At 41.1% G+C, this 20,374-nt stretch carries 17 protein-coding genes; 14 read left to right on the top strand and 3 right to left on the bottom strand.

Annotated features, from left to right (window positions below; translation table 11 throughout):
* Positions 1–74 precede the first annotated feature (74 nt).
* Together G3T18_RS01450 and G3T18_RS01445 are read left to right on the top strand one after the other, a co-directional pair.
* Positions 75–857 (top strand): DUF4058 family protein, encoded by a 783-nt coding sequence (locus G3T18_RS01450; RefSeq protein WP_224408732.1) that lies wholly within the window; start codon positions 75–77, stop codon positions 855–857.
* Between the two features lie 58 nt (positions 858–915).
* On the top strand, positions 916–1,722 hold the full coding sequence (locus tag G3T18_RS01445) for a DUF4058 family protein (RefSeq protein WP_224408731.1): 807 nt from the start codon (positions 916–918) through the stop codon (positions 1,720–1,722).
* On the opposite strand, the gene G3T18_RS01440 is transcribed toward G3T18_RS01445, so the two are convergent.
* Positions 1,705–3,405, bottom strand: a complete 1,701-nt coding sequence (locus G3T18_RS01440) for a potassium channel family protein (protein WP_224408730.1) — start codon at positions 3,403–3,405, stop codon at positions 1,705–1,707. The genes G3T18_RS01445 and G3T18_RS01440 overlap by 18 nt on opposite strands.
* 210 nt (positions 3,406–3,615) lie before the next feature.
* Here G3T18_RS01440 and G3T18_RS01435 point away from each other — a divergent pair, with 210 nt between their 5' ends.
* The 3 genes from G3T18_RS01435 to G3T18_RS01425 all read left to right on the top strand — a co-directional run bounded on the left by G3T18_RS01435 (position 3,616) and on the right by G3T18_RS01425 (position 6,427).
* Entirely contained in the window at positions 3,616–4,146 is a 531-nt protein-coding gene (locus tag G3T18_RS01435) for a hypothetical protein (protein WP_224408729.1), read from the top strand.
* A 265-nt stretch (positions 4,147–4,411) separates the two neighbouring features.
* The gene (locus G3T18_RS01430) at positions 4,412–6,040 is read left to right on the top strand and encodes an AAA family ATPase (protein WP_224408728.1); all 1,629 of its coding nucleotides are present in this window, start codon (positions 4,412–4,414) and stop codon (positions 6,038–6,040) included.
* A gap of 12 nt (positions 6,041–6,052) precedes the next feature.
* On the top strand, positions 6,053–6,427 hold the full coding sequence (locus G3T18_RS01425) for a DUF1257 domain-containing protein (RefSeq protein WP_224408727.1): 375 nt from the start codon (positions 6,053–6,055) through the stop codon (positions 6,425–6,427).
* A gap of 88 nt (positions 6,428–6,515) precedes the next feature.
* Here the strand turns inward: G3T18_RS01425 and G3T18_RS01420 are convergent, their stop codons facing one another.
* Complete coding sequence (locus G3T18_RS01420) at positions 6,516–7,367, bottom strand: MOSC domain-containing protein (protein ID WP_224408726.1); 852 nt, start codon at positions 7,365–7,367, stop codon at positions 6,516–6,518.
* A 147-nt stretch (positions 7,368–7,514) separates the two neighbouring features.
* Here G3T18_RS01420 and G3T18_RS01415 point away from each other — a divergent pair, with 147 nt between their 5' ends.
* Both G3T18_RS01415 and G3T18_RS01410 read left to right on the top strand, forming a co-directional pair.
* Positions 7,515–8,585, top strand: coding sequence for a pentapeptide repeat-containing protein (locus tag G3T18_RS01415; protein WP_224408725.1), 1,071 nt, complete (start codon positions 7,515–7,517; stop codon positions 8,583–8,585).
* A gap of 384 nt (positions 8,586–8,969) precedes the next feature.
* On the top strand, positions 8,970–9,191 hold the full coding sequence (locus tag G3T18_RS01410; protein ID WP_224408724.1) for a hypothetical protein: 222 nt from the start codon (positions 8,970–8,972) through the stop codon (positions 9,189–9,191).
* A gap of 50 nt (positions 9,192–9,241) precedes the next feature.
* On the opposite strand, the gene G3T18_RS01405 is transcribed toward G3T18_RS01410, so the two are convergent.
* Positions 9,242–9,868 (bottom strand): TetR/AcrR family transcriptional regulator, encoded by a 627-nt coding sequence (locus tag G3T18_RS01405; protein ID WP_224408723.1) that lies wholly within the window; start codon positions 9,866–9,868, stop codon positions 9,242–9,244.
* A gap of 640 nt (positions 9,869–10,508) precedes the next feature.
* Between G3T18_RS01405 and G3T18_RS01400 the strand changes: the two genes are divergently transcribed.
* The 7 genes from G3T18_RS01400 (at position 10,509) to G3T18_RS01370 (ending at position 20,240) form a co-directional block, all read left to right on the top strand.
* Positions 10,509–12,038 carry a M16 family metallopeptidase gene (locus G3T18_RS01400; RefSeq protein ID WP_224408722.1) on the top strand — a complete coding sequence of 510 codons (1,530 nt, stop codon included), beginning with the start codon at positions 10,509–10,511 and terminating at the stop codon, positions 12,036–12,038.
* A gap of 32 nt (positions 12,039–12,070) precedes the next feature.
* Positions 12,071–13,582 carry a M16 family metallopeptidase gene (locus tag G3T18_RS01395; RefSeq protein ID WP_224408721.1) on the top strand — a complete coding sequence of 504 codons (1,512 nt, stop codon included), beginning with the start codon at positions 12,071–12,073 and terminating at the stop codon, positions 13,580–13,582.
* Between the two features lie 145 nt (positions 13,583–13,727).
* Positions 13,728–14,618 (top strand): sulfotransferase family protein, encoded by an 891-nt coding sequence (locus G3T18_RS01390; RefSeq protein ID WP_224408720.1) that lies wholly within the window; start codon positions 13,728–13,730, stop codon positions 14,616–14,618.
* Between the two features lie 116 nt (positions 14,619–14,734).
* Positions 14,735–15,907, top strand: a complete 1,173-nt coding sequence (locus G3T18_RS01385) for a glycosyltransferase family 4 protein (protein ID WP_224408719.1) — start codon at positions 14,735–14,737, stop codon at positions 15,905–15,907.
* 24 nt (positions 15,908–15,931) lie between these two features.
* Entirely contained in the window at positions 15,932–17,167 is a 1,236-nt protein-coding gene (locus G3T18_RS01380; RefSeq protein ID WP_224408718.1) for a Rieske 2Fe-2S domain-containing protein, read from the top strand.
* Positions 17,168–17,175: 8 nt separating this feature from the next.
* The gene (locus G3T18_RS01375) at positions 17,176–18,720 is read left to right on the top strand and encodes an alkaline phosphatase family protein (protein ID WP_224408717.1); all 1,545 of its coding nucleotides are present in this window, start codon (positions 17,176–17,178) and stop codon (positions 18,718–18,720) included.
* A complete protein-coding gene (locus G3T18_RS01370) occupies positions 18,717–20,240 on the top strand; it encodes an alkaline phosphatase family protein (protein ID WP_224408716.1) in 1,524 nt (507 codons plus the stop codon). Before G3T18_RS01375 ends, G3T18_RS01370 begins: the two co-directional genes overlap by 4 nt.
* The last annotated feature ends 134 nt before the right edge of the window (positions 20,241–20,374 follow it).

Raw genomic sequence — 20,374 nt, 5'->3', positions numbered from 1 at the left:
CCACAAAAGTGTCTCAAACTTTTGTGGTTTATCAATTACCAATTTAAGTGATTTAATTACTAGGAGAAAAAATTGTGCCTTCACCATTTCCAGGAATGAATCCTTATTTAGAAAATCCGGCAACTTGGTCAGATGTTCATAATCGACTAATTAATAATTTGGCTAATTCTCTGAGTAGTAAATTACGCCCTAAATACTATATTGCTGTAGAAGAAAGAATTTATGAAACGAGTGGCGAAGAATCGACACTTATTGGCATTTCCGATGATTTAGTAATCCAAACTCAAACAAATAAATCAATTAATTCAAATCTGGCAGTTGTTAATCCGACGACAAAACCAATAACTGTAAAAGTTCCTTTAACTTTAACGCAAAAAGAAGCTTATTTAGAAATAAGAGAAGTTGCCACAAGACAAGTTATTACAACCATTGAAATTCTTTCTCCCAAAAATAAAGCTTCTGGTGAAGGTCGTCAAAAATATGAAACCAAACGCCAAAAAATTTTCGCAAGTTTAACTAATTTAGTAGAAATAGATTTACTTCGTCAAGGACGTTATTTACCTTTTTATGGCACAGAAGTAGCAAGTGATTATCGAATTCTCATTAGTCGGAGTAACACTCGCCCTAACGCTGACTTGTATGCTTTCAATTTACCAGAAAAAATACCTTCATTTCCCTTACCTTTGCGTTCAGAAGATGTAGAACCAGTGGTAGAATTATCAAAGCTAGTTGATGAAGTGTACGACTTGGGCAGTTTCGATTTAAGAATAGATTATAGTCGCCCACCTGTACCCTCTTTATCCGCAGAATATTCAGTTTGGGCTAATGATTTGTTACAGAAACAAGGTTTACGATAATTATCAAAACATTTAAAATAATTGTTAAGCTTGAAACTAATTTTAGGAAGATAAAAATATGCCTTTACCATTCCCAGGAATGAATCCTTATTTAGAGCAACCCGGAATTTGGCAAGGAATACACAAATGGTTAATTGTAGCAATTGCTGATGTAATTAATCCTCAATTACGTCCTCAATATCGAGCGGCAATTGAAGAGCGAGTTTATGAAAATAAAGATGATAATTCAGTGCTAGTAGGTATTCCTGATGATGTGATTATTCAAACTGCGGAAACAACCACTAAATCGAGTAAATCTAGTCAAACTAACGTGGCTGTGGCTGCACCTCCAACGCAACCCGTAACAGTAACTATTCCCTTACCCGAAACTGTGAAAGAATGGTATTTAGAAGTACGAGCAGTGGGCAGTGGTAAAGTTATTACAGTAATTGAAATTTTGTCTCCGAAAAATAAACGAGCGGGAGAAGGGAGAAATCAATATGAAAGGAAACGGCAAAAAATCTTGGGTAGTTCAACTCATTTGATTGAGATAGATTTACTGCGCGGTGGGAAAGAAATGCCGATGGATAGTAAAGGAATCAAAACTGATTATCGTATTTTAGTAAGTCGGAGTCAAACCCGCCCAAGTGCCGATTTGTATGCGTTTAACTTACAATCTGAAATTCCAATTTTCCCTTTACCATTAGCAGGAGAAGATCCAGAGCCAAAGATTAATTTACAAGAGTTATTACATCAAGCATACGATCGCGGCAGCTACGATCTCGTTGTCGATTATACGAAAGAGCCAGCACCAGCTTTGTTAGAAGCAGATGCAGCTTGGGCGGCTCAGTTGTTGGCACAACAAGGTTTAAGCACTGATAATTAATTCAGAGTCAGTATTGACAGTTCGCCACAGTTGTTCTAATTTCATTGCTGGCATGGTCAGATAAAGTATTTCTCCTGGTTTGAGACAAGTATCCAATAAACTCCAGCCGTGAATTGTCTCATGTTTAGTTTCCAGGTACAGTGGGACAAAATCGGCTTGCATTGCCGCTTCTTTGATATTTTTCCCACAAAAAGGATGGTTGGGAGTAATTATCGTTGCCAAAGCGACCCAAAGCAAATGCTCGGTAATACCGTTACCTAAAATTCTTCCTCCTAAAGCTGCGGCTGCAAAAGAAGGAGCAGCAATTTCCGTGGGACAAAGTACCGTTTCAAATTCAAAGACTTCTTGTGCTGCGCTGGAAAATTGTGCGTCTTGATTGCGGACAATTACTGGTAACTTAGGAACGATCGCTCGCGCACACAAAGCAATTTCGACATTTACCATGTCATTGCTCGTCACTGCTAGTAGTGCTTCTGCTTTGGGGAGGTTAGCAGCTTGTAAGCTACTTGATAAACTAGCATCTTCGATGATGACAGGAACGCAAAGGGAACGAGCGCTGTGAATAAAACGGTTGTTAGGATCGCTTTCAATGACGACAACTTCTCGTCCTTGGTTAACCAGTTGCTGAACGATTTCCATTCCCACACCACCGAGTCCACAAACGACATAATGGTTGCGATTGGGTATTCTTGCTGCATCCCAAAATTGTTTTAGACGACTACCGAGAATAAAATCGTTGATCAAAGCATAGCAGATGCCAATCACTCCCGCACCAATAATCATCATAATGGCGGTGAAAAGTTTGATACTATCAGGGGCAGACTCAGCTACTTCTTCTTTACCTCCAGCTCCAGTAATCATCCCTACGGAAAAGTAAAGAGCATCGACAGGGGAAGTATTGTAGTTAACACAAATGTAGGTGATTGTTGCCACTAAAATAGTAAACAGTAGTGCCAATGTCACCAAAGCAACTGGACGAGCGTGACGCTGAAATTGTCGTAAATTAGTTAGGGCTTTGAGCATTTTCCACAAGCGATTGCGGCGGCGGTTACGGACATTTGGCTTTGTTCCGATAATTAAGCGATCGCCTGCTTCTAATACTCTTCCGGAAACTACTGCGGTGACTAAATCTTCTTCGCCATGTTTGGGTAAGTAATAGATTAACATCCGCGAGATATCTTCCCAAAGCTCGCTTATCGGTTTTCCCAACCAAGGATGATTTTCGTAGATAATTTCTTCATGGATCGGCCAAGTTTGATTAAATAGACGTAATTGTCCGATCGCTTGATTTCCCATTGCTGCAAAGGCAAAAATCGGCGCAGCGAGTGCAGAAACGCTCATACTTACGTGATCCGGCAGGGTTCGATCCAAGCGAGAGCCGAGGGTATAATTGTATAACCGATTAATGATGCGAATGCGTGGATTAAGCACTCGCGCTTGGGTGAGAATAGCTAGATTGAGAGCATCGTCGCTGTGAGCTAATACCAGGGTGTGTGCTTCTTTAATGCCTGCTGCCATTAAAGTAGAAACAGAGCGCATATCGCCAATTACTAATTGTTCTGAGCGTATTCCCGCCATCGGGCGATCGCTAATTCCCATGACATTTGCGCCTTGCTGTCTGAGCAAGCAAAATATTTTATACCCTGTACTACCTAAACCAGAGACAATAATTCGGGGTTGCATTGGTGAGGATTCTTGGCAGATAGTTTTCTACCGATAGAGTTTCAAGTTCTTATTTTGACTCACTTTTGAGAAACTGACTGTATATCAGTTATCAGTTGGTAGTTGGTCGTTGCGATCGCCGGGTTTTGTCGTTGAAAATTCTGGAACAGAGGAAATTGATTCCTAGTCTTGATTACTGTTAGCCACATATTTACGTTTATAGCTAGTTCAATGAAAGTTTTGACTAATTCACTTAAAATTCTTGCTTTATTGCCTTTATTAGCGCTAGGAGTAGCTTGTGCGGAGATAAAAAATTCCGATTCTACCCCAATTGCTCAAGCTTCGCCGGAATTGGAAAGAGAAACACCACCTGGACCGCCCGCCGAGCCTAATATAACTATACTTTTGGAAAGACAATCGGGAACTTGTCCGGAAACTGTGGGAGTTTATAGCTTTTTGTTACCTTATGAAGGTGGAGCGGATCATCTAGTTGTCGCAGAAACTCAACCTTTTGCTAATCAAACAAAATTAGCTGTCGAAGAAGATAAATTTGTCGAATATCAAAGTAACTTAAGCGATCGCTATTTGGATTGTATCGCCCAAGCTCAATCTGAGGCTCCGAATGTGTATAATTTTGAGTTTCGTGAAGGTAAACTTTACTTTCGGGTGAATTTGCGCGATCTCCAAGCACCTTACCAAGAAATTCTCTTTGCTGATACAGTTACAGATCGTCCCTATGTGCGTTGGGCGATCGCTGATTGAGGGGGATTGGGGATTGGGGGGAGAGGGGGGAGACAAGGGAGAGGGGGAGGACAAGGGAGACAAGGAAGAGGGGGAAGAGAGGGAGGAATTAGGGGATAAACTGATAACTTTTAACTGTTCCCTAATCGCTAGTCAATGTTAACTGTTCCCTGGTAACTGTTAACTGGTAACTGATAACTGATAACTGAACCTAGTCCCCGATCCCAACCTTTATCGGTTACAACTGAGAGAGAGTAACAACTCTTTCGGGAGGATAGTAAATTTAATGTACGCCAACCAGCCAAACACTCATCCTAATTCTGGCTCAACAAACTTGCATCAAGAATTGGTAGCGGAACTAGATTTAATGCTTCGCGCCCGCTATCCTTTAATTTACTTTGTTTCACTGGAAGAAGAACCAGTGGAGCAAGTATTAATTCAAGTTGCAGCCCAATCTCAACCCAGTCGGAGAATCTTATTTTGGGATTTAGTGCGCGGTTGGGAGGATAATGGATCGGGGAAAGGCTCGGCGATGGCGGCTTTGGATCGAATTGCCAAAGCTGATGTTAATGAAGATACGATTTTTGTCTTACGCAATTTCCATTTGTTGTTGAAAAATCCTTATCTCCCGAATACGATTCCAATTTTGCAGGAGTTAACAGCGATCGCGCGAGAGTTAAAGTCTAGTCGCAAAACTTTAGTCGTCACCGGATATAATCTCGAATTACCTTTAGAATTAAGAGAGCAAACCACAGTTATTGATTTTCCTTTACCTAGTCCTCCAGAAATTGATGCTTTGATTAGTTCCCAGGTAGCGGCTGATAAACTGAGAGTAGCGGGATTAGGTAGAGAACAACTGGTAAGAGCGTTTCAGGGTTTAACTCGCACGAGAATTATTCGAGTTTTAGCTAAAGCGATCGCTGCAAAACAACAAGTAGATGAATCTGTAATCGATCGCGTTTTACAAGCAAAGAAACAAGTTATTCGTCAAACGGAAATCTTAGAGTTTCTACCTGCGGCTGAATCACTCAAAAATGTCGGTGGATTAGGAAATCTCAAGCAATGGGTAAGAATGCGTCAAGACGGCTTTAGTGAAGAAGCCAGACGCTATGGTATTCCTAACCCCAAAGGATTATTATTAGTAGGTATTCAGGGAACTGGTAAATCTCTCTGCGCGAAAACAATTGCTCACGAATGGCGTTTACCTTTGTTACGTTTGGATGCCGGACGTTTATTTGGTGGTATTGTTGGCGAAAGTGAAAGTCGTGTGCGTCAGTTGATTAAAATTTCCGAAGCAATGGCTCCTTGCGTGCTTTGGATTGACGAAATTGATAAAGCATTTGGTAATATTGCTAGTGGCAGAGATGGCGATTCGGGAACTTCGCGGCGTGTCTTCGGTTCCTTGATTACCTGGATGCAAGAAAAAACTTCTCCGGTGTTTATTGTTGCGACAGCAAATAACGTGCGAATTCTCCCAGCGGAGTTATTGCGAAAAGGACGTTTTGATGAAATATTTTTCTTAGATTTACCCACCGAAACCGAGCGAGAAGAGATTTTTCGGGTTCATTTACAGCGTTTACGCCCTAGTAGCTGGCGAAATTTCGACTTATCATTATTGGGTAGTCAATCTAAAGATTTTAGTGGTGCAGAAATCGAACAAGCGATCGTTGATGCAATGCAGCGAGCATTTAGTAGCGGACAAAACAATCGACGACGAGATTTTACCACTCAAGATATATTTGGCGCAATTCGGGAAACAGTTCCGCTCGCCGCGATCGCTTCTGCTCAAATTGACGCACTCAAACGTTGGGCTGCGGAAAGCGGTGCGCGTACAGCCTCGAATAACGTGCAGTTAATGGAAGAGTTGAGGCAATATAGGGTAGAGCAGGGTATTCGGCGCTCAGAGTTTGAATAGGAGTAAATTACTATGTCTCATTTCAGCACGATTAAGGTACAAATCAAGCAGGGCGAAATTCTCAATGAGGTTTTGCAAGAATTGGGTTACAACGTTGAGTTGAATACCACAGTGCGTGGTTATCACGGCGATACTACTAATGCGGAATACGTGATTCGTCAAGCCAATGGCTACGATTTAGGATTTCGTCGTAATGGCGAAAATTATGAGTTAGTAGCAGATTTTTGGGGTGCGAAAATCGATCGCCAAGATTTTGTTCACAAAATTAGTCAAAAATACGCTCACAAAACTTTAATGGCTACCGTCAAAGAGCAAGGTTTCAATGTTGAAGAACAAGAAACTCTCGCGGATGGTACTGTTAGAGTTGTTGTCGGCAGTTGGGTTTAATTTTCACTTATGTAGAGACGTTGTCGGCAACGTCTCTACAGTTTGTAGTTAGTGCTTCAGCGCTAACTTTAATTAATAATTTCCCCATTCAACATACTTGTAAAACCTGCACCTCATCGCCTAGATTAACAGTCCCAATTTGCTCCGGAATTACATTTTGCCCAAACATAATTCCGCCAGAAAATTGACGATAACTACTCAAAGTTAACAAAGGTTCTTTTAACTTATTTCTTTCCCCAGTAACTTGATTTGTAGTAGTAATAACGCAGCGACTACAAGGCTTAACTATACTGAATTTAATGTCATTTATTTGCATAACTTTCCACTTATCTTCAACAAAAGCCTCATCAGTTTCAACAACCAAATTTGGGCGAAAACGATTCATTGGTAAAGGTTGAAAATCATCTTGATACTTCGCCGCCAATTTATTATTCAAATCCGCTAAAGAAGCAGTCCCAATTAATAAAAAAGGATAACCATCAGCGAAACTTACTGATTGATTTTCTGCGGTTGCAAATTGAGGATTAATCGGGCGAAGATAACGAGGAGATTGTCTCACCAAACGGAAATCTTGACTGACATTTAGGGCAGCTTGAAACCATTTTGCCACCTCATCACCTTGATCGATCGCCGTTGTGCGATCGCGCCAAATTTCCACCCTAATTTCCCTTCCCGACAAACTCGGCTGAAACGTCAAAAAATCGAGATTAACCCCATCAGCCGACAAAATAAGCTCATTTCCCGCAACTTTTACCTCAATTGTCGCCAAACTCGGATATTGTCGCTGAGTAACAAACTTACCCTTCTCATCCACAATCATAAACTCGCGATCGCCTAATCCCCAATCGCCAACAAAACCCTTAGCAGTAACCTCAGCCCAATCAACTCGAATACCCCGACAAGACTTAATCGGATAAACAAAAACCCCAGTAACCCGCATAAACCCAAAAAAACTCCCACATAGCAATCCTACCCCAAACAAGCAAACCCTCCGCGCCTACCCTTACGGGAACGGCTAAAGCCGAATGCGCGATCGCGTTCAAGATCGTGCTAATCTGACAAAGGAACCTTACTAACCCCTTGCTGTATGCTTGCACTTGAGTCTCACAACCAATACCCAGACTGCTTGCTGCTAGAATTAACAGCCATTCGCAGCGAAAAAGAGCAATTTGAACTTTATTTGACACTAAACTTTAACCAACAGTGGGAAAATCTCCTGGATGGAAAAGTCAAATTTGCGCTCAGAGGCGGTCAATTGAGTCTCAACGTCAAAAATGGGGTAATCACCACTCATAAGCAGGATTTCGGCGAATTTGCTGCGCTGGTGACAGATTTAGCCACCGATAGCAACCTCGTTTTAACCTTTGCGGTTCCTCCGGGTATAACCACCTTACAAGGTTCCGTGTCAAAAGCCAAATTAGGAACCTTACAAGTACAAGCACAACCTTATCATTTAGAAGCCAAATTTACAGTCAAAAGACAAGACATTTGCTTAACTGAAGCTGAAGGTTTATGGCATCACGACATCAGCCCAAACAAACACGCCATTCTTGATAGTAAACTAGCGTTATTTTTGTTAGCAACTAAATTAACTCCATATATTTCTCAAGCGCAGTTGTGCAGCGATACACCCAACAAGCCAATCGAAAATTCCGAAGCTACAGAAGCATTAAGCGAGTTAAAAAAAATTATTGAAAAGATTACCACAGCCCAAACTAATAACTTCCTTGAATTAGCGAAAATCGCCCAAATTAATCCTCTTACCGATCTCGCTGGCGGTAACTTAATGGCAACTAATTTAAGTAATATTAATCTAAGTGGCGCTAACCTTTTCCGAGTCAATCTTCGCGGTTCAGAATTAGACGACGCAGACTTAAGCGGGGCGAATTTACAAGGGGCAAAATTAAGCGGTGCTGATTTAAGTGGCGCGTATCTCAGCGAAGCAAATTTAAGTTTTGTAGACTTACATTGTGCCAGTTTAGCCTTAGCCAATCTTAGCGGCGCAAACTTAGAAAATGCCAATTTGTTAGAAGCAAATTTGAGTAATGTTAATCTTAGTGGTGCGAAAGTAGCTAATGCAAAATTTGGCAAAAATGCCGGAATTACTAAAGAAATGAAAGAGAATTTACAGCAACGCGGCGCAATTTTTGCGGAGTAAGAATGTGGTGATTCTGAGCAATTTCTCGTTCCCAGGTTCTACCTGGGAATGCTTCTAGGAGGCTCCGCCTCCAGATTCTTGATAAGATAATACAATTTAGAGATTGAAAGAGATATTGAAACAAATTCCTCGTACCCAGGTTCCACCTGGGAATGCTTCTAGGAGGCTCTGCCTCCAGATTCTTGATAAGATAATACAATTTAGAGATTGAAAGAGATATTGAAACAAATTCCTCGTTCCCAGGTTCCACCTGGGAATGCTTCTAGGAGGCTCCGCCTCCAGATTCTTGATAAGATAATACAATTTAGAGATTGAAAGAGATATTGAAACAAATTAATCTTCAATTTACTAAATTAACAGTTTAATGACGATCGCGAGTTGATTATGAATTTATCATCAGCTTACTTAAAACGAAAGGAACAATGGCGAGTAGAAGGACAAACAGAGATGGTTGAAAATTTACTCATCGGGCGATTTGGAATGCTGGATGAGGAATTATCAAACCTAATCCCTGCTATCGTACAACTTTCTAATTCTGAGCGTACTCAGTTATTGCTCAATTTGTCTAATCTTTCTCGTGAGGAACTTTTGGCACAGTTGAGATAAAAGTTAAACAAAAAACAATGACGGTGAATTGTTTAGCATCGAGAGAAATTCTAATCTTTGGCTAAGACTCCATTGAGGAAAATATCGGCGATACCTTCTGCCATTTCTTTCATGGCTTGGGGGGAGGCTTGCGGGTCGATGATGGTACGATCGGAGAAACCCGCGATCGCGAACATCCCTAAAAATACTTGTGCTACTATTTTGGGATTCGTGCGGCGATATATACCTTTATCCATCGCGGTTTCAAAGAAAGCTTCGGCGACATCAGTCATTTTTTCGATGACTTCTGATTGGATGCGATCGCGCAATTCGGGGTGAAATTGTGCTTCCATAAAACATACTCGCATTAAATCGCTATTTTCTTGCATTCGCAGCATTCGTCTTCGCATCACTTGCGCGACTGCTTTGTAACTTCCCATTTCACTCAATTCTGTCAATAAGTCGGTGAGTATTTCTACCCAACCTTGTGTGGCTACTTCGACTAAAATTGCTTTCTTATTGACAAAATGGCGAAAAAGTGTTCCTTCGGCCACACCTGCGGCGGCAGCTAAATCTCTTGTCGTCGTGCCATCATAACCTTTTTGGGCAAATAAGCGCAATGCCGCTTGTAAAATACGGCTGCGTGTATCTTCTTCTGTGTGGGTTTCTCCCTTTTGTCGCCGATGAAAAACTCGCATAGCACTTGACAGTTATCGGTTATCAGTTATCAATTAACAGTTGACATTTACGAATTTTTATGATATACGTTAAGCTCGCTACTTGAATTTTAGGGAAGCAAGTGACTTGCTAAATACAACTGCTAAACGATCGTTAAAGATACCCTAGCCTTCTTTAGCGATCGCCGAACAGTAATTACAACAAAGCTTCATAATTAAACAATAATCTCTCTCAACCAGAATCTTGCTGACGAGCTTTTCTCAAGCACACACAATTTTAATTTAAACAGATATTCTGGAAAAGGCACTGGCGATCGCGGAGGTTAATTTTGGAGATGATAACATTTTGCAAATTAGTCCCAACCCAGCTTGAAGTTTAGAAAGGGCGTAATTTCACGTCTTCACTAATAAAGTCGCTTAAAATAAACTATAAGTAAAGTTCAAGCGAGCGATAGCCGAACTAAAAAACATGACTACATTTGTAGCATTCTCGGCTTCTTAGTTAGCTTTTATCTAACTTAACCTATGAGCCAGAATCTATTTCGCTAGCACAATAAAAAAGGATGTAATCTATTAAATCATGGGTATTTGTGCAAAAAATAATCCTAACACCCAATACCCAATCCCTAATACCCAATCCCCAATCTTTATAGGTTAAAAAATGCGTCGAAGTTTAATTTGTTTCCTGAGTATTTTCTTACTAACCTGGAACTTTATCCCAGGAGTAGCACAAGCACGCAGCGAAACAACAATCCTAGCTGCTAACTCTATTCAACCATATTTAGACCGAGTAAGTTCGCGAGTCACCGAGTATACTTTGGATAATGGCATGAAGTTTATTATCCTAAAACAAGAAACATCGCCGACAATTTCGTTTGTAACTTATGCTGATGTTGGTGGTGCAAACGAACCCGATGGCAAAACAGGAGTTGCTCACTTTCTCGAACATTTAGCCTTTAAAGGTACTACTAAAATTGGTACTACTAATTATCAAGCAGAAGAACAACTTTTAGAACGTTTAGACGAACTAGACGAACAAATTAGGGCAGCCAAAGCAGCAGGGAAAGAAGCAGAAGTAAATAAACTCCAAGCTGAATTTACCAAAGTAGAAAACCAAGCTAATCAATACGTCGAACAAAATGCTTTTGGGCGAATTGTGGAAACAGCCGGAGGAGTAGGTTTAAATGCAGCTACTTCTACCGATTACACAATTTATTTTTATAGCTTTCCCGCGAATAAATTAGAACTGTGGATGTCTTTAGAATCAGAACGATTTTTAGACCCAGTATTCCGGGAATTTTATAAAGAAAAAGAAGTCATTCTCGAAGAAAGAAGATTGCGTACCGATAACTCACCAATCGGTCAAATGGTCGAAGCATTTCTCGATACAGCATACACCAAACATCCTTACAAACGTCCCGTTATTGGTTACGACGAAGACATTCGTAATCTTACCAGAGAAGACGTACAAGAATTTTTCGAGACACACTACACACCCAATAATCTCACAGTAGCGATCGTTGGCGATGTTGAAATTGAACGAGTCAAACAATTAGCCGAAGTTTATTTTGGTCGTTACGAAGCAAAACCTGCACCTCCAGAAGTAACAGAAATTGAACCCAAACAAACCGAAACTAGAGAAGTTACTTTAAGATTAGAAAGTCAGCCTTGGTACTTAGAAGGATATCATCGTCCCGGTGTAGATGACCCCGACCATGCAGTATATGAAATTATCACTCGCTTGTTAAGTGATGGTCGTACTTCGCGCTTGTATAAATCTTTAGTTGAAGAAAAGCAAGTAGCCATTTCTGCCGTAGGATTTAGCGGTTTTCCTGGCGATAAATATCCCAATTTATTGCTTTTTTATGCTCTCACAGCGCCGGGTCACACAGTAGAAGAAGTTGCCCAAGCTTTAGATATAGAAATCGAAAGATTGAAAAACGAACCTGTAGCGGCGGAAGATTTACAACGAGTGAAAACCCAAGCGAGGGCTGAACTTTTGCGGGCTTTAGATTCCAATATGGGCATGGCACAATTGCTGGCAGAATATGAAGTGAAAACTGGTAGTTGGCGGAATTTGTTTAAGCAACTTGAAGCTTTGAATGAAGTTACGGCTGCGGATATCCAACGAGTTGCGCGGTCAACTTTCCAGCCAGAAAATAAAACTATCGGGCGCATTTTACCAAAATAAACAGAGAACTAATAACTAAGAACATACAAGCAATGATCGAGAACAAAAAGCGTAAAAGTATTCGCTTGCTAGGGATAGCATTAATGACGATGTTGTTAACCTTCGTCAGTGGGGGAATAATTTCTCTACCTAACTCATTTTTATCAACTTTATCTCCAGCGATCGCCGCTACTGCACAACATTACACCGAATTAGATTTTCCTCCGCTTTCGGAAGTGAAAATCCCCGACTACGATCGCTACCAACTCCCGAACGGTATGGTAGTCTATTTGATGGAAGACCACGAATTGCCTTTGGTGAGTGGGATGGCTTTGATTCATACTGGTTCTCGTCTCGAACCAGCCGATAAAGTTGGTTTGGCTGAGTTAACTGGGGCTGTGATGCGTAGCGGGGGGACGTTAGAATATTCCCCGGATGAGTTGAATCAAATGCTCGAACAACGAGCCGCTAGCGTGGAAACTGGAATTGGGACAACTGCCGGAAATGCCAGTTTTAGCGCCCTCAGCGAGGATTTACCCACTGTATTCAAATTATTCTCAAAAGTGCTGCGCGAGCCTGCCTTTGCCCCAGATAAGCTGGAATTAGCGAAGAATCAGATGCGGGGTGGTATTGCGCGGCGGAATGACAATCCCGGCGATATTGCTTCGCGGGAATTCCGTAAGTTAATTTATGGTCCGATGAGTCCTTATGCGCGGACTGTGGAGTATGCGACGCTGGATAATATCCAAAGGAACGATTTGATTGCTTTTTACCAAAAGTATTTTCGCCCGGATAACATGATTTTGGGCATTGTCGGCGATTTTGACTCCGAGGAAATGAAGGCTTTAATCGCGGAAAACTTTGGTGATTGGCGATCGCCTGCTAATGTGGGTTTACCAGAGGTTCCCGACGCATCCCAGCAACAAACAGGTGGTGTTTTTGTCGTCGATCGCCCGGAGCTTACCCAAAGTAATATACTCTTGGGTCATCTTGGCGGTAAATTAATTAATCCCGACTATCCAGAGTTAGATGTACTCAATGGTGTCGTCAATGGCTTTGGAGGAAGATTATTTAACGAAGTGCGATCGCGTCAAGGACTTGCTTACTCAGTATACGGCTTTTGGAGTCCTCGTTACGACTATGACGGAATATTCGTCGCTGGCGGACAAACTCGTTCCGATGCTACAGTACCATTTGTCCAGGCGATCGTCTCGGAATTGCAAAAATTACGCCAAGAACCGCCCACCGAAGCTGAGTTAGAATATGCCAAAGAGTCAATTCTCAACTCATTTGTCTTTAATTTTCAAGACCCCAGTCAAACCCTTTCTCGCTTGATGCGCTACGAATATTACGACTATCCCTCGGATTATATTTTCCAATATCAGCAGCAAGTCAAAGCAACCACCAGAGAAGATGTGCTGCGCGTCGCTAAAGAATATTTAGCCCCAGAGAAAATTGTCGTTTTGGTAGTCGGAAATCAAAGTCAAATGCAACCACCTTTGAGTAGTTTGGGGACACAAGTGCAAACCGTTGACGTTTCCATTCCTAGTCCACCCAGTAGTTAGTTTGCACTCGCTTTTTTAACCGAGACTAACTAATATTCCCCCTTTTTTAGATTCTCTACTACTAAAAAAGGGGGATAGCCAGTTTTCACAGCAGGTATTTGCTACTCAGACAAAAATAAGCAAGTCAATCCGAGTATAATCTCAGATGATTAACAAAAATCAACCTTCATCTTTACAAAAAAAGCAACAAAAAATTCTTCCAGATTTTATTATCATTGGTGCAATGAAATCGGGAACTACCAGTTTATATTACTATCTTAATTCCCATCCAGAAATTTCTATGTCAAGAGATAAAGAATTAAACTTCTTTATCGCAGAAAGAAACTGGCAGAAAGGGCTTAATTGGTATCAATCTCAATTTAGAGGTAATGCCAAAATTTATGGCGAAGCATCTCCCAACTATACCAAATATCCTGGTTGGGTAGGAGTTCCCAAACGAATGTATCAAGTGCTTCCCCATGCTAAACTAATTTATATTTTACGAGATCCCATTGAACGCATTATTTCCCAATATGTGCATCAATACGCAAGCGGTACAGAGAACCGGAGTATTACTGAAGCTCTAGCTGATTTTGAAAATAATCCCCACAATTATTATATTAGTCGAAGTCGTTACTATTTTCAGTTAAAGCAGTATTTAGAATATTATTCTTTATCTCAAATTTTAGTTTTGACCAGTGAAGAATTAGCAAATTATCCTCACAAAGTGCTGTCAACCATTTGTAGATTTTTAGAAGTTTCTGACGACATCAGTTCGATCGACTATCGGGGAAAATTTCATCGATCTTTTCACAAACGTAGGAAAAACGCTCTCGGAAATGCTATTGCCGAGCTACCATTAATGAGCCAACTAAACGATCTTCCTGCTCCCATCAGGTTTCATCTAGATAAGCTAATTTACTTTCCTTTTTCTACTGCTATTAAGAAGCCAAAACTCGACCAAGACTTGCGAGATAAACTGATTAGCTACCTAGAAGATGACATCAATCAGTTGCGTGAATGTACTGGAAAAGAATTTAGTGATTGGTGTATTTAAGGATTAGGAAATTGCTTAATGCCGATCGGAAAATATTTGACATTAATCATATTTTTGCCTAATTTATTGAGGGAAGTTTTTTCGGTTCCATCATTGCTATTTACTTCTGCTCAACAATGAAAATTTTGCTGATTAATGACTATTCAACTCTCACTGGAGGAGCAGAGTTATTAATACTGGCTTTGCGGGATAAGTTACGCCAGAGAGGACATGATGCTCGTTGCTTTTCCAGTACAGCCCAACCTCTCCCAGTTGCTACCCAAGCCGACTACCTCTGTTATGGCACAACTTCTCGCTTGCGGACACTTTTACAAACAGCTAATCCTTGGGCTGTTCGTCGTTTAAAGCAAGTGCTGCAAGAATTTCAGCCCGATGTTGTCCATGTTTTCCTCTTTTTAACCCAACTTTCCCCTTTAATCTTGCCTTTAATCAAAGATATTCCCAGTATTTATTATGCTGTTTGGTATCGCGCTATTTGTCCAGTGGGAACGAAATTGCTACCTGATAAAACCCCTTGTCAAGTTACTTTTGGAGTTCCCTGTTATCAAAATCATTGTCTTCCTTTGCGAGATTGGCTTCCTCTGAGGTTTCAGATGAAGCAGTGGCAAAAACAACGCCATCATTTCAATCTTTTTGTTGCAGCCAGTGAAGCAGTGAAACAACGAATGTTAGAGGCAGAAATTAGCCCGGTTGAAGTGGTTTGGCATGGAGTACCTTTAGAGCCCCAACGCCCTGCTTTAAAAGCACCGCCAACAATTGCTTTTGCGGCTCGGTTAGTGAAAGAAAAAGGAGCAGAAGTTTTGTTACGTGCCTTTGCTGAAGTAACAGCCAAAATTCCCGCAGCAAAGTTATACTTGGTTGGAGATGGCTTGGAGCGAGAATCGTTGCAACGGCAAATTAAGGAACTTCATTTAACTGAAAATGTAGTGATGCCTGGACAAATGCCTCGTTTAGAAATGGAAGCTCTGTTTGCCACAGCTTGGGTACAAGTTGTACCTTCTTTATGGGCAGAGCCATTTGGCTTGATTGTGGCAAATGCGATGATGCGGGGAACGGCTGTAATTGCTAGTGCAACAGGAGGATTAAAGGATATTATCAAACCGGGTGAAACTGGGTTTTTAGTACCGCCTGGAGATGCAAAAGCATTAGCAGAAAAGTTATTAATTCTCTTACAAAATCGAGAATTAGCAGAAACCTTGGGAGAAAACGCCCGGAGATTTGCCCGCCAAGAATTGACTGAAGATATTTTTGTCGATCGGTTTTTAAGTTTATACAATAGGTTACTTTAGAAACGAGTTATTAGAAAAAATATTATGTTAGTAAATCAAGCTAAAATTACGGCGATTAGTCCTCAGCCTCCCTATCAAGAACGTAGTTGTTCTCTGGAAGAAGTTTTATCGCGGGTTCAACAAGGGGAAATTATTATCATTCGTGACAGCGAGTTCATGAAAGAAAAAGTGCAGCAATTTAATCAGATTGCCTTCGATTCGATTCATAAATCTCATCCAGACATCGAGCTTCAAAGTTGGAAAAAGTTGCATCTATATCTGCAAGGAGAACAGTTACTTGGGATTAATCAAAAAATAAATCAGTTAACTGAACCCTTCTTGCTACAATGGGCAAAGGAATTTGTCAGTGACTTTCTGCAATATCGCGATCGCTTTTATCTCTACAGCGATACTATTGTCCGAACTTTTGTGCCATATCAGGTTTTTGCCGAAAATCAAAGCACTTTCCTACCTCATTTAGGGACTTTACAACTTCAGTCTCCTCACCGAGATAGTTGGGGAGGAGGTTTCGCAGAAACAGCGATTAATTTGTGGATCGCTACTGACGAGGTATCATTAGGCAATAGTATGCTCTTTTACCCTCAGCAATGGGGAAAACATATTCCTCTTCCTACTGCGATTACTCATATTGAGCGAAATCATCCTCTGGAGAAACCGTTAAGATTTGCTCTGCAACCAGGAGACACTTTACTGTTTTCAGTGGAACACTTGCATTCATCAGAAATTAACACTACCGAAGACACTCGTTGTGCAGTAACAATGAGGTTTTCGTTAACCTTTCCTCAAAGCCCAAGCTTCGATCAATGGCGTTCTTGGTATGATTCTCGTTGGGTATCGACTCGCTGGAAATGGTTAGCCCAAGCGCGATCGCATTTTTCTCACGCTCATATTGGCTATCGACTGAAAAATCAAAAGAAAAGATGGCAGAGAATAAAAAATCATCTGCAAAATCGATTTTTTCCCCAGACTACTCCAGAAAAAACTGAATCTCTAAACATTACTCCCAATGTTGATTTAAAAGCTCATCCCCACGTCATTAAAATCAAAGATGCTCGCACCTGTGTTGTTAATACTGAAGATGGAATGATTGAATTTCCTCGCTATTGTCCTCATCAAGGAGGTGATTTAGCGCAGGGATATATCGAAGAGGGAAAGCTATATTGTGCTTGGCATAACCTTGCTTTCGATCTCGAAACTGGAAAGCCTAATTGTGCTGCTATTCCTCCTTTGTCCCTAAAAAAACAGATTCCTAATCCCTAAAAACTGCCATGACAAGTAACATCAAATCTTCACCTCTAATTATTTTAGGCTTAGATGCCGGAGATCCAGATTGGATCGAAAATTGGGCTAAGGTTGGTTATCTACCCAATATTCGCTCGATTATGGAAAAAGGCTGCTGGGGACGCACCAGAGGAGTTGATTTGATTAATGAAGATGGGACTTGGACAAGATTATTTAGCGGTATTCCCCAAAAAGAACAGGGATTTTATTACTTTCGGCAACTGAAAGCAGGTAGCTATGACTTATATACCGTAGACGAAACTAATGCGACTGAGCAAGTCTTTTGGTCACTTTACCAAGGAACGAAAAAAAAGGTAGCTTTGATTGATGTGCCAGAAATGTCTATTCTGCCTGATTTGCAAGGAGTTCAGGTAAGTAACTGGGCTGTCCATAATTCTCACTATCTGCCGCCAGTGAGTTATCCGAGTCATTTATTAGCTGAAGTTAAGCGAACTTTGGGTAAGCCGGATTATATTACCGAAGATTTTAGCAACAACTTTGCCACAGATAAACGGATTTATGAGCGTTTAAAAAAGCGAGTAGCGAAAAAAGGTAAGTTATGTCGTCAGCTTTGTAGCCAAGCTGAGTTTGACTTAATTGTGGCTGTTTTTGGTGAATGTCATACGGGCGGACATCAGTTGTGGAAATATCGCCCGGAAGCCCAAGGAGATGAGAAAGTTGCTCTCCCGAATGAACTTTCCGATGGAATTAGAGAAATTTATCAAGAGTGCGATCGCGAAATTGGCTTATTACTGAACGAGTTACCCCAAGATGCTAATGTAGTCTTAGTTTCGAGCGTTGGTTTAACAGACCGTTATCCCACCGAAGGATTGATTGAAGATTTTTGTCGCCAACTGGGTTATCAAGCTTCCCCTCCTCCTCAAGATACCCCAAAAAGTCCTCTGGCTTTGCTACGTCAAATTATTCCCGAAAAGTGGCGCATTGCTTTGAGTCAACCTCTACCTAGAGATGTTAAAGAGAAACTATTAGCCGATAACTTTCGCAACAGCACCGATTGGAGTAAAACGAAAGCTTTTGCCATTCCTTCAGCTTATATGAGTTTTATTCGCGTGAATTTACAAGGGAGAGAACCACAGGGTATTGTGAGTCCGGGGGCAGAATATGAAGAAGTTTTGAGCCAAATTGAAGCTGATTTAGCCCAACTTGTTGATGTGCGGAGTGGGAAAAAAGCAGTTAAGCAGATTTGGCGTAGTGACGAGCTTTTTGGACACAACAGCCATCCCGAATTACCCGATTTACTGATCGAATGGCAACCGTTTCCCTATTTCATGGAACGAGTCCAACATCCCACAGTGGAATTAACTCAAAACAAACCGGAATTCTTTCGCGGAAGCGACCATACTCATCAAGGATTTGTTGCTTTTGCTGGAAATGATATCCCCTTAAAAGGTGACATCGGCGAGATATCTCTTTTATCCTTAGCTCCCACTTTTGTCGCTCTCATGGGCGATAATATACCTGATTGGATGCAAGCTGCGACCCTATTCAAAAATACATCTATTCAATCATGACAACTCATCCTCCCCTAATTTTAATTGCTATTGATGGTGCCGACGATCGCCTAATTCAAACTTGGGTGAAAGCAGGCTATCTACCGACTATTGCTTCCGTGATGGAACGCGGCTGTTACGGGAAAGTTGGCGGAGTTGAATCTCTGGCTGAACATGGGACATCGTTATCTCTGGTTAGTGGTGTTTCGCGTGCGGTTCACGGATACTATTATTTTCGCCAGTTAGTCCCGAAAACTTATCAATTATCTCCTTATAATTTCACTGATACGAAAGTTTTGCCTTTTTGGACTCATTTGAGCAATACCAACAAAAAAGTTGCCGTTATTGACGCACCGGATAGTGCTATGGTTGCCAATCTTGAGGGTATTCAAGTGGCAAATTGGGCAGCTTATCGCGATCGCCTTTCTATGGATGTTTTACTTCCTTGCACTAATCCACCGGAATTACTCGAAGATGTACGCCAAATTTTCGGCAAACCGATTACAATCTCTGAGTTCAATCCTCAAACAAGTTTTGCTCAGGATGTAATCATGTATCATCGAGTCTTAGAACGAATCGAAAAAAAAGGAAAACTCTGTCGTGTGTTGTGTCAGCGCGACGATTTTGATTTAATTAGTCTTGGTTTTTACGAATCCCATGCTGGAAGTCATTATTTCTGGAAATATCTCAAAGCAGCCCCAGAGGAAGAAAATCAACTGACTCATGCAATCCGAGATATTTACCAAGCAATTGATACCCAAATTAAATTATTATTGCAGGAATTACCTCAGCAAGCAAATGTAGTTATTTATTCTGCCTTTGGGATGGCAGATAGTTATCCCACGACGGGACTAATACCTGATTTTTGTCAAAAATTCGGTTATCAAGTCTTACTGACTGCTTCTGAGGAGCGATCGCTGAAACCATTGCCTTTAGCCCGGAAGCTTCTCCCTCAATCTTGGCGTGAAGCCATTAGTCAGCGTCTACCTTTAAGTGTACAAGAAAGATTAATTAATGATAACTTCGCAAATACCACTGACTGGGAAAAAACCCGTGCATTTGCCATTCCTTCTTTGTATACCAGCTTTATTCGGGTTAATTTAGCAGGAAGAGAACCCCAAGGAATTGTTCAACCAGGAAAAGACTACAACGATCTTTTAACAGAGATTGAAACCAACTTACAACAACTCATCGATCCTGTAACTAATAAACCTGCGATTAAACAGATTGTCAAAACCGCACAATGGTTTAATACCGAACCACCCGAACATTTACCAGATATCTTCGTAGAGTGGCAACCCGCGCAACATTTCTTAGCCAGTTTAATTCATCCCCAAACCGAAATAACTCAGGCTAAATCTTCCTATCATCGAGGTAGCTATCATTCTCAGAATGGCTTTATGGCAGTTGCGGGAGACGCGATCGAAGTTCGAGGTGAGTTGGAGGATGTTTCTATCCTCGATTTGGCTCCAACTTTTCTTGATTTAATGAAAGTAGAAATACCACCCGAATTAACCGGAAATGTGGTAAAATTTACATAGAATTTTTATTGGTATTTAGGGGAAATTTCTCCTCTTTTTAAGGGAAATAAAATGTCATCCTGAGCGAAGCGTTCGCGTAGCGTTCTCGTTGGCGTAGCCTTCCCGAAGGGTAGAGTAGAATCTCATCCACTCAC

The sequence above is a fragment of the Oscillatoria salina IIICB1 genome, assembly GCF_020144665.1.
GTDB lineage: Bacteria > Cyanobacteriota > Cyanobacteriia > Cyanobacteriales > SIO1D9 > IIICB1.
The sequence above is the reverse complement of the archived record's forward strand: the minus strand, read 5'-3'. Positions and strand labels throughout refer to the sequence as shown.